8 protein-coding genes are annotated in these 9649 nt (G+C 66.9%); 1 reads left to right on the top strand and 7 read right to left on the bottom strand.

Annotation, left to right across the window (positions count from 1 at the left end):
- Window positions 1–243: 243 nt before the first annotated feature.
- From MAA8898_RS14720 to MAA8898_RS14690, 7 genes are read right to left on the bottom strand one after another with little or no spacing between them, the layout of a single operon-like run.
- Window positions 244–1614, bottom strand: a complete 1371-nt coding sequence (locus MAA8898_RS14720) for an FGGY-family carbohydrate kinase (RefSeq protein WP_094021782.1) — start codon at window positions 1612–1614, stop codon at window positions 244–246.
- Window positions 1611–1925, bottom strand: a complete 315-nt coding sequence (gene rhaM, locus MAA8898_RS14715) for an L-rhamnose mutarotase (protein ID WP_094021781.1) — start codon at window positions 1923–1925, stop codon at window positions 1611–1613. Before rhaM ends, MAA8898_RS14720 begins: the two co-directional genes overlap by 4 nt.
- Window positions 1925–2926, bottom strand: a complete 1002-nt coding sequence (locus MAA8898_RS14710) for an ABC transporter permease (RefSeq protein ID WP_094021780.1) — start codon at window positions 2924–2926, stop codon at window positions 1925–1927. The genes rhaM and MAA8898_RS14710 overlap by 1 nt, the downstream gene beginning before the upstream one ends.
- The gene (locus MAA8898_RS14705; protein WP_176445176.1) at window positions 2923–3906 is read right to left on the bottom strand and encodes an ABC transporter permease; all 984 of its coding nucleotides are present in this window, start codon (window positions 3904–3906) and stop codon (window positions 2923–2925) included. Before MAA8898_RS14705 ends, MAA8898_RS14710 begins: the two co-directional genes overlap by 4 nt.
- Window positions 3907–3915: 9 nt before the next feature.
- Entirely contained in the window at window positions 3916–5436 is a 1521-nt protein-coding gene (locus MAA8898_RS14700; RefSeq protein ID WP_370738625.1) for a sugar ABC transporter ATP-binding protein, read from the bottom strand.
- 60 nt (window positions 5437–5496) lie between these two features.
- The gene (gene rhaS, locus MAA8898_RS14695) at window positions 5497–6498 is read right to left on the bottom strand and encodes a rhamnose ABC transporter substrate-binding protein (protein ID WP_094021779.1); all 1002 of its coding nucleotides are present in this window, start codon (window positions 6496–6498) and stop codon (window positions 5497–5499) included.
- 38 nt (window positions 6499–6536) lie between these two features.
- Window positions 6537–7343 carry a DeoR/GlpR family DNA-binding transcription regulator gene (locus MAA8898_RS14690; protein ID WP_094021778.1) on the bottom strand — a complete coding sequence of 269 codons (807 nt, stop codon included), beginning with the start codon at window positions 7341–7343 and terminating at the stop codon, window positions 6537–6539.
- A gap of 210 nt (window positions 7344–7553) precedes the next feature.
- Here MAA8898_RS14690 and MAA8898_RS14685 point away from each other — a divergent pair, with 210 nt between their 5' ends.
- Window positions 7554–9632: a bifunctional rhamnulose-1-phosphate aldolase/short-chain dehydrogenase gene (locus MAA8898_RS14685; RefSeq protein WP_281252886.1), complete on the top strand. Its 2079-nt coding sequence runs from the start codon at window positions 7554–7556 to the stop codon at window positions 9630–9632.
- Window positions 9633–9649: the final 17 nt, after the last annotated feature.

Here is a 9649-nt window from a genome sequence, read left to right as displayed (position 1 = left end):
GGCTCCAGACGCGCCATCTGCGCATCCCCTCTCGTGACATTGCTGCGCAATGCACTGCCGGGCAGTGGGTCAGCCAGAAGAGATCACTCATGTCACCGCTCGCTTTTTGCAGCAGTGAATCACGCCCCCGCTCGCCGATCAATGGGTCCTGACCCTAGGCCACGCGAGGCCGCCGGGCCCGAGGAGCACCTTTTGAGTTCCTGTTACTGGTCGGAAGCAAGCCCCGCGCCAAGGGGGCCGGTGTCAGCCCAGCGCCCGTTGCCAGGCCTCGGCATAGGCCAGCAGACGGCCCCCGTCTTCGCCGGCGATAACCGGCACCGAAATGCCGATGAGGCCCGCCCCCCCGGTCACCAGAAGGGCCGCGCCCTGGCTGGTGCCCGTCGCAGAGCCCGCCGGGACGACGGGGCAGCCGGTGACCGCCCCCAGCATCGACAGGTAGGCGCGGTTGCGGGCAAAGGGCCCTTCGACGATCACTGGCCCCCGATGGCCGACAAGGTCCAAGGACGTCGCCGTGACCAGCGCCGCATGGTAGGAGGCCGCCGCGCTGCGCTGGCCCGATCCGACCGAAGGTGCGTCGGGCAGCCAGCGCGCGGCATGGCGCTGGAACGGACCCGCCTCCGGCACGAGGGCGGGCAGAAGCATGATCCCGCGCTCCAGCACGTCGGCGATCTCGGCCTCCGACGGATCGACCGGGCGGCCCCCGGTCGCGAGGTCGAACTCGCGGCCTCCCATGAACCGCGCGGACGTAACCGGCTGGCCCAGCGCATTGACGTTGATCAGCGTATCCCGCGCCGGGTCCAGCGAGACCGGCGCCCCACCGACCGACATTACCACCACCCAGGTCCCGGTCGACACCACGCTGAACGGCGCCGTGCGCCCCAGCACATGCGGCAGCAGCGAGGCGTTGGAATCGTGGATGCCGACATGCACCGGTGTCCCGACAGCCAGCCCGGTCCGCGCCGCGACCTGCGGCAGGATCGGGCCAAGCACCTCGGCCGAGGGGCGCGGCGGCGCGATCTTTTCGCGAATGCCCAGCCTGTCCACCAGCGACGACAGCGCGCCCTGCGCCGGGTTCCACAGGTCGGTGTGACACCCCAGCGAGGTCACGTCGGTCGCCGCGACACCGGTCAGCCGGTAGCCCCAGTACTGCGGATAGGTGACGATGGTCCGGGTCCGTTCCTTCAGGCCCGGCAGCGTCCGGAACTGCCAGAACAACTGCGCCCCCAGGTTCAGCCCCATGCGCAGGCGCGGTGCGCCGGTTTCCGCGAATGGCGGCCTCAGAACGTCGTATTCCGCGGCGCAGTCGTCCGGCCCGGCGTGCTCATAGTCCAGCATCGGCGCGGCCAGGCTGCCGTCCTCTGCCAGCAGCACCGCCGAGGCGCCATGCGTGGTGACCGAGATCGCATCGACCCCATGCGCGCGGTGGAACTCCGCCAGCGCGTCCAGCAGAAAGTCCCAGTGGCCGTCGAGGTCGAAATGCGGCCAGGGCGGTCCGGGCAGCACCTTGTTGGGGCGGGTGACCACGGTGATCTCGGACAGGTCCGCCATGTCGACCAGCGCCAGCTTGGCGTTGGTCTTGCCGATGTCGATGACCGCGACGTGCCCCCTGGTCATGGCAGGTGAAAGACCGGCGTCAGCGCGGTCACGACGGGGGCGTTGTCCGGCGTCGTCTCCATGATGTCGGCCATGTGGGCCCACCAGCGCTGCATCACCTCGTGGTTCGGCAGGTCGTCCATGCGGTGATCGTCGGTGCGCCACAACACGCCGAACAGGGTGTTTGTCTCCTCATCGAGGTGGATCGAGTAGTCCGAGATCCCGGCCTCTTTCAGCAGCGTCACCAGGTCCGGCCAGATCGCGTCATGGCGACGCTTGTATTCGTCCCGGCAACCCGGGTTCAGGCGCATCCTGAAGGCGTATTTCTGCATCAGCGTGCTCTCCACATCGCCCACAGCCGCGGCAGTGCGATGACCCCGATCAGCAGCGCGCCGATGACGATGGACATCACGATGCCGGGCACGTTCAAGAGGCCCAGCCCGAAGGTCACCAGCCCCATGACAAAGGCCGCGATGACCACGCCCGGAATGGTGCCCGATCCGCCCAGGATGTTGACCCCGCCCAGGACGACCATGGTCACCACCTCCAGCTCCCACCCCGTGGCGATGGACGGCCGGGTCGAGCCGAGGCGCGAGGTCAGGCAGACCGCCGCCACGCCCGCCATCAGGCCGGTCAGCAGGAACAGGGTGAACTTGACCCGTTGCACCCGGATGCCGGAAAACAGCGCGCCGGTCGGGTTGTTGCCGATGGCATAGACCGCCCGGCCAAAGTTGGTCATGTGCAGGACCACGCCGAAGATCACCGCCAGTACCGCAAACAGCACGAGTTCAAAGGAAATCACCCAGAACACGTAGCCCTGGCCAAAGAAGGCAAAGTCGGCGGGATAGCCGCCATAGGCCTTGTCGCCCAGCACGATGTAGCTGAGGCCGCGGAACAGGCTCATAGTGCCGATGGTCACCACGATGGACGGCAGGCCCAGCCGGGTGACAAGCCCGCCGTTGACCGCGCCGCAGGCCAGCCCGGTGCCCAGCCCGACCAGCACCAGCACCGGCGTCCCTGCCCCGGCCTGCACGGCGGCACCCATGGCGGTGGAGGCCAGCGCGATGATCGACGCGACCGACAGGTCGATCTCGCCCGAGATGATAAGCAGCGCCATGGCAAAGGCGATCATCGCCTTTTCGGTAAAGTTGAAGGTCGCGTCGGACAGGTTCCAGGCGTTCAGGAAATACGGCGAGGCAAGGCTGTTGGCGACAAAGATCGCCATGGCCACCAGCAGCAGCAGGGTTTCCCAGCTTTTCAGGCGGCGTTGCAGCGGCGATTGCAGACGGTCGGGGATGACACGCGGTTCGGTGGCGGGGGGTGACAGGCTCATGCCGCATGCTCCGCTGACTTGAGGATGATCCGGCCTTTGACGCGATTGCTTTGCGCGTTGAGGGCGACGGCGATGATGATGGCGCTGCCCGAGATCGCCAGTTGCCAGAAGGGCGAGATGTCGACCACCGGCAGCGCATTCTTGATCACGCCCAGGAACAGCGCGCCCAGCAGGGCGCCGCCGACCGACCCGACCCCGCCGGCAATCGAGATTCCGCCGATCACGCAGGCCGCGACCACGTCCAGTTCGAACCCGCCGGCGATGTCGACATAGGCCACGGCATAGCGCGACACCCAGAGATAACCGGTCAGCCCGGCGATGGCGCCGCAGATGGTGAAGGCCCAGAACTGCGTGCGCCCGACGTCGATGCCGGTGTAGGTGGCGGCATGCGGGTTGCCGCCGACGGCGTAAAAAGCGCGGCCCAGTGTGGTGCGGGTCATCAGGATGTAGACCGCGATCACCGTCACGATGGCGATCCAGCCCAGCACCGGCAGGCCCAGCACCAGGGTTCGCGGGAACGCCTTGAAGGCGGCGCCCATCTCGTGGCTGTTGACCCATTTGCCGTCGGAAATCAGGAAGATGGTGCCACGAAAGATGGTCATCGTGCCCAGCGTGGCCACGATGGGCGGAATGTCCAGTTTCCACACCAGCAGGCCGTTGATCATGCCCAGCGCCGTGCCCAGGGCGACGGCGATGGCCAGCGTGGCAACGACCGGCAGGCCGGGCAGCGCGATGTTCAGCATCGCCACGACCATGCCGGTCAGCGCGAGGTTGGCGGCGACCGACAGGTCGATGCAGCGGGTCAGGATGACGATCATCTGGCCGGTGGCCAGCAGGATCAGCGGTGCGGTGTCGTTGAACACGTTGGCCAGGTTCGACGGGGTGACAAAGCCGGGAAACCGGGTCGCGATAAGCCCCAGCAGAAGGCCGATGGCCCCCAGCAGCAGGACTTCGCGGGTGGTCAGCAGGCGGTGCAGCATGATCAGTCCTCAGATCCCGGCCGCGTGGCGGACCAGCGTTTCAGGGGTCAGCGCGTCCTTGGTCAGTTCCGCCACCATGCGGCCTTCGCGCATGACGATCACCCGGTCGGCCATGCCCAGGATTTCGGGGATCTCCGAGCTGACCATGATCACCGCCAGGCCCTGCGCGGCCAGTTCGGCCATGAACTGGTGCACGGCGGCCTTGGACCCGATGTCGATGCCCTTGGTCGGCTCATCGAGGATGATGACCTTGGGCTGGGTGGCCAGCCACTTGGCGATGACGACCTTCTGCTGGTTGCCTCCGGACAAGGTGCCCACCGGCGCATCCAGCGCGGCGGCGCGCAGGTCGAGCCGCTGGGTATAGCTGCGCGCCATGGCGAATTCCTCGGCCAACCGCAGAAAGCCGTTGCGCGAGGTGCGCCGCAGCGACGGAAGAGTAACGTTCTGAAAGATCGGCAACGCGGTGATGGCGCCCTGCTTGCCGCGATCCTCGGGCACGTAGACGATGCCGTTGGCCACCGCATCGGCGGGTGAGCGGATCACCCGGATCTGCCCGTCGATCCGCGTCACGCCCTTGGTCGGTTTCGTGATCCCGAACAGCGCCTGCATGAACTCGGACCGCCCTGCCCCGACCAGCCCGTAAAAGCCCAGGATCTCGCCCTTGTGCAGGCTGAAACCGATGTCGGCGAACTCGGTGGGGTGGTCGTAACCCACGACCTTCAGAACCTCCTCGCCGATGTGGCTCTGGCGCCTGGGAAAAATCTGGCTGACGTCGCGGCCGACCATCATCCTGACCAGCTCGGCCTCGGTCACGTCGGCGATGTGCCCTTCGCCGACGAACTGCCCGTCGCGGAACACGGTGTAGCGGTCGGCGATGCGAAAGATCTCGTCGAACTTGTGGCTGATGAACAGGATCGCCTTGCCCTGCGCCTTCAGCTTGGCGACCAGTTCGTAGAGCTCCTGGATTTCCTTGTGCGACAGCGCGGCGGTGGGTTCGTCCATGATGACCACCCGCGCGTCGATCGACAGGGCGCGGGCGATGGCGACCAGGTGCTTGTTGGCGATGCCGAGGTCGCGCAGCTTGTGCGCGGGGTCGATCTGCGCGCCGATCCCCTTGAGGATCCCGGCGGACCGCCGCGTCATCTCGGCCCAGTCGATCAGCCCGAACCGGCCGCGCGGGGCATGACCCAGAAAGATGTTCTCGGCCACGGTCAGCTCGTCGAACAGCACGGTTTCCTGGTGGATCGCGGTGACACCGGCCTCCGCCGCGGCCTGCGCCGTGGGAAAGCGGGTGGCCACGCCGTCCACGAGGATCGACCCGCCGTCGGGCTGGTAGATGCCGGTCAGGATTTTGACCACGGTGGACTTGCCCGCGCCGTTTTCGCCGATCAGCGCCGTGACCTGGCCGGGATAAAGGCTGAGCGCGACCTCGGACAGCGCCTTGACCCCCGGAAAGACCTTGGTGATGCCGTCCAGGGCAAGGATCGGGGCCGCAACGGCTGTGGCTTTGAGGGGGGTCTGCATCCGCATGTCGTCCATCCGTGACGGGAACCCCGGCGTCGCTGACGCCGGGGCCATGAGATTGCTCGATCAGAAGATCGACTTGAACGCGTCGATGTTGCTGCTGTCGTAGACGAAGGGATCGGCCATCGCGCCCGAGTTGGTGTCGTCCAGCGTGACGGCGCCCATGCGGCCCATCGGGATCGAGGCGCCCGGCTCGGCCGTGGCCGCACCCGTGGCCAGCGCGTGGGCGATCATCGTCGCGGAATAGCCCAGGTCGATCGGGTTCCAGATCGCAAACGACTTGGACGCGCCCGAGTCGATGGCGCCGGCCATCTCGGAGGGCAGGCCCAGGCCGGTGACGTTGATCTGGCCGATCTTGCCGGCGTCCGCCACGGCCTGCGCGGCGGCGACGATGCCCACCGAGGTCGGCGCGATGATCGCGTCGAGGTCCGGGTAGGACTGCATCAGGCCCTGCGCCTCGCGGTAGGACTTGTCGGCCAGATCGTCGCCGTAGACCGTCGCGACAACCTCGATGCCGGGGTAGTTGCCCATGACCTTTTCCATCTCGGCGATCCAGATGTTCTGGTTGGTCGCCGTGGCGGTGGCCGACAGCACCGCGACCTGGCCACCATTGGGCAGGTGATCGGCGGCCAGCTTGATGATCATGTTACCGATCAGCGGGCTGGACGAGGGGTTCAGGTGCATCTGGCGGCCCTCGGGGGCGACGCCCGAGTCCCAGGAGATCACGGTGATGCCGCGGTCCATCGCCTTTTTCAGCGCCGGGACCAGCGCGTCGGGATCGTTGGCCGAGATCGCGATGGCGTTGACGCCCTGCGCGATCAGCGCGTTGATCACTTCGATCTGGCCTTCGGCGGTGGTGGAGGTCGGGCCGGTGTAGATGATCTCGACATCGCCGAGTTCGGCGGCGGCCTGCTCGGCGCCCTTGGCGGCAGCCTCGAAAAAGCCGATGCCCAGCGCCTTGACCACCAGCGCGACGCGGACCTTGTCCTGCGCCATGGCGGTGGTGCCCAGCAGGCTGGCGGCGATGGTGGTGACGGCAAGCAGCCTGGTAAAGTTACGACGGATCATGGTGGGTTCCTCCCTGGAAGCACGATGCAATGAGGCGGTCACGAGGCCGCCTCGTCCTCTTGCTGCGCGCCGCCCGACTGGGCGACGATCAGCGACACGTCTGCCGCCTCGATCATGGCGGCGGCCTTGTCCGGGATCCCCTCGTCGGTGATCACGGTATCGATCCGCTCCAGCGGGCAGAGCACCAGGCTGGAGCGGTTTTCGAATTTCGAGGAATCCACCAGCACGATCAGCTCGTCGGCCTGGCCGATCAGCTTTTGCTCGGCCTGGATCAGCAGCGGATCGGCCTCCATCAGGCCCAGCCGCCCCAGCCCCTGCGCGCCCATGAACATGCGTCGCGCGTAGAAGTTGCGCGTCACGTCGTTGTCAAAGGGGCTGAGGATGATGTTCTGTTCGCGGTAGATCACGCCGCCGGACACCATCACCGTGTTCTTGGAATGCTTGAGCAGGTGTTCGGCGATGGGAAAGGAATTGGTGAACACCTGGCAGCGGCGCGAGGCCAGCGGGTGCACCATCTGAAAGGTGGTCGTGCCGCCGTTGATGATGATCGGGTCGCCGTCCGCGCACAGATCGACCGCCGCGCGGGCAATCGCCTGCTTTTCGCGGATGTGCATGGTCTCGCTGACCGCGAAGGGTCGCCCGGCCAGCCCGACGAACTGCGGCGGGCTGATCGCCTCGGCGCCGCCGCGCACCCGGCGCAGCTTGCGCGCGTCGTCCAGCGCGGCGATGTCGCGCCGGATCGTCGCCTCGGAGGCGTCGGTCAGGCTGCACAGGTCCGCCACGGTCACGACGGGCCGGTCCTGCACCGCGGACAGAATGATCCTGTGGCGTTCCTTCTCGTGCATCGCGTCCTCCCCTGAGGTTTGACAATGCTGAGATTCGCGGCACCAGTCAATCATCTATCATCACAATCAATCATGCTGCACCGCAGTATGACTGAACATGATTGACCTTGATTGACAGAGCGGTGTCCGAGGTGCATCGTCACCGGGAGAATTGCACCGGCGCGCGGCGCCGTTTGGGAGGTCACCGTGCTGAAAACGTCAGGAAACAAGTTGCTTGAGAACCGCTGGGACGCGGAGGCCACGCAGGGCATGTCCGAATCGGAATTGCTGCTCTACCGCTCCAACATCCTGGGCGCGGACAAGCGCGTGACGAACTACGGCGGCGGCAACACCTCGGCCAAGGTCATGGAACGGGACCCGCTGACCGGCGAGACGGTCGAGGTGCTCTGGGTCAAGGGCTCGGGCGGCGACATCGGCTCGATCACGATGGACGGTTTCGCCACCCTCTACATGGACAAGCTGCACGCGCTGAAGGGGCTGTACCGCGGCGTCGCCTTTGAGGACGAGATGGTCGGCTACCTGCCGCACTGCACCTTTCGGCTGAACCCGCGCGCCGCCTCGATCGACACCCCCCTGCACGCCTACGTCCCGCGCAAGCACGTGGACCACGTCCATGCCGACGCGATCATCGCCATCGCCGCCGCGCAGAATTCGCGTCAGCTGACACAGGAGATCTTTGGCAGCCGCATCGGCTGGCTGCCGTGGAAACGGCCGGGCTACGAGCTGGGGCTGTGGCTGGAGGCCTTTTGCAAAGAAAACCCCGAGGCCGAAGGCGTCGTGCTGGAAAGCCACGGGCTGTTCACCTGGGCCGACACCCCGCGGGACTGCTACGACACCACCATCGACGTCATCAACACCGCGACCCGCTGGCTGGACGAGCGCACCGCCGGCACGCCCGCCTTTGGCGGTCCGCTCCATGACAGCCTGCCGCCGGAGGCGCGGCGCGCCGTCGCCGCCCGCCTGATGCCGGCGATCCGCGGCTTTGTCTCGGGCAGCCATCACATGGTCGGCCATTTCAACGACAGCGAGGCGGTGCTGGACTTCGTCAACGCGCGCGACATGGCGCCGCTGGCCGCGTTGGGCACCTCCTGCCCGGACCATTTCCTGCGCACCAAGATCCGCCCGCTGGTCATCGCCTACGACCCGGCGCGCGACAACCTCGACGCGGTGCTGGAGGGTCTGCCCGCGCAGGTCGCCGCCTACCGAGAGGACTATGCCGCCTATTACGCGCGCTGCCGGCATGACGACTCCCCTGTCCTGCGCGACCCCAACGCGGTGGTCTACCTGGTGCCCGGTGTCGGCATGATCACCTTTGCCCGCGACAAGGCGACCGCGCGGATCTCGGGCGAGTTCTATGTCAATGCGATCAACGTGATGCGCGGCGCGTCCTCGGTCAGCACCTATGTCGGCCTGCCGGAACAGGAGGCTTTCGACATCGAGTATTGGCTGCTGGAAGAGGCCAAGCTGCAACGGATGCCGAAGCCCAAGAGCCTCGCGGGACGCGTGGCGCTGGTCACCGGCGGCGCAGGCGGGATCGGCAGCGCCACGGCCGAGAAATACCTCTCCGAAGGCGCCTGCGTGATGCTGGCCGACATCGACGAGAGCAGCCTGAAGGCCGTGTCCGACCGCCTGGTGCAACGCTATGGCAATGACATGGTGCGCACCGTGACCATGAACGTGACCGACGAGACCGCCGTCGCGCACGCCTTTGACGAGATCGCTGTCGCCTTTGGCGGGGCCGACATCCTGGTGTCGAACGCGGGCATCGCCTCTTCGGCGCCGGTGGAGGAGACCACGCTGGCACTGTGGCAGCGCAACATGGACATCCTGTCGACCGGCTATTTCCTGGTCTCGCGCGAGGCCTTCAGGCTGTTCCGCAGGCAGGGCATCGGCGGCTCGGTGGTCTTTGTCGCCTCCAAGAACGGTCTCGCCGCCAGCCCCAACGCCGCCGCCTATTGCACCGCCAAGGCCTCGGAGATCCACCTGGCCCGCTGTCTCGCGCTCGAGGGGGCCGAGGCGGGCATCCGGGTGAACGTGGTCAACCCGGATGCCGTGCTGCGCGGGTCCAAGATCTGGGAGGGCGAATGGCTGGAGCAGCGCGCCGACACCTACAAGACCGACAAGGAGGGGCTGGAAGAGATGTACCGCCAACGCTCGCTGCTGAAACGGTCGGTCCTGCCCGAGGACATCGCCGAGGCGGCCTATTTCCTGGCCTCCGACCTGTCGGCCAAGTCGACCGGCAACATCCTCAACGTGGATGCGGGCAACAAGGAAGCCTTTACCCGCTGACCGCCCGCGCCGGGCAT

It is taken from the genome of Antarctobacter aquimaris (assembly GCF_900184945.1).
Taxonomy (GTDB): domain Bacteria; phylum Pseudomonadota; class Alphaproteobacteria; order Rhodobacterales; family Rhodobacteraceae; genus Maliponia; species Maliponia aquimaris.
Note: the sequence above shows the minus strand (reverse complement) of the source record. Positions and strands in the feature narration are given on the sequence as shown.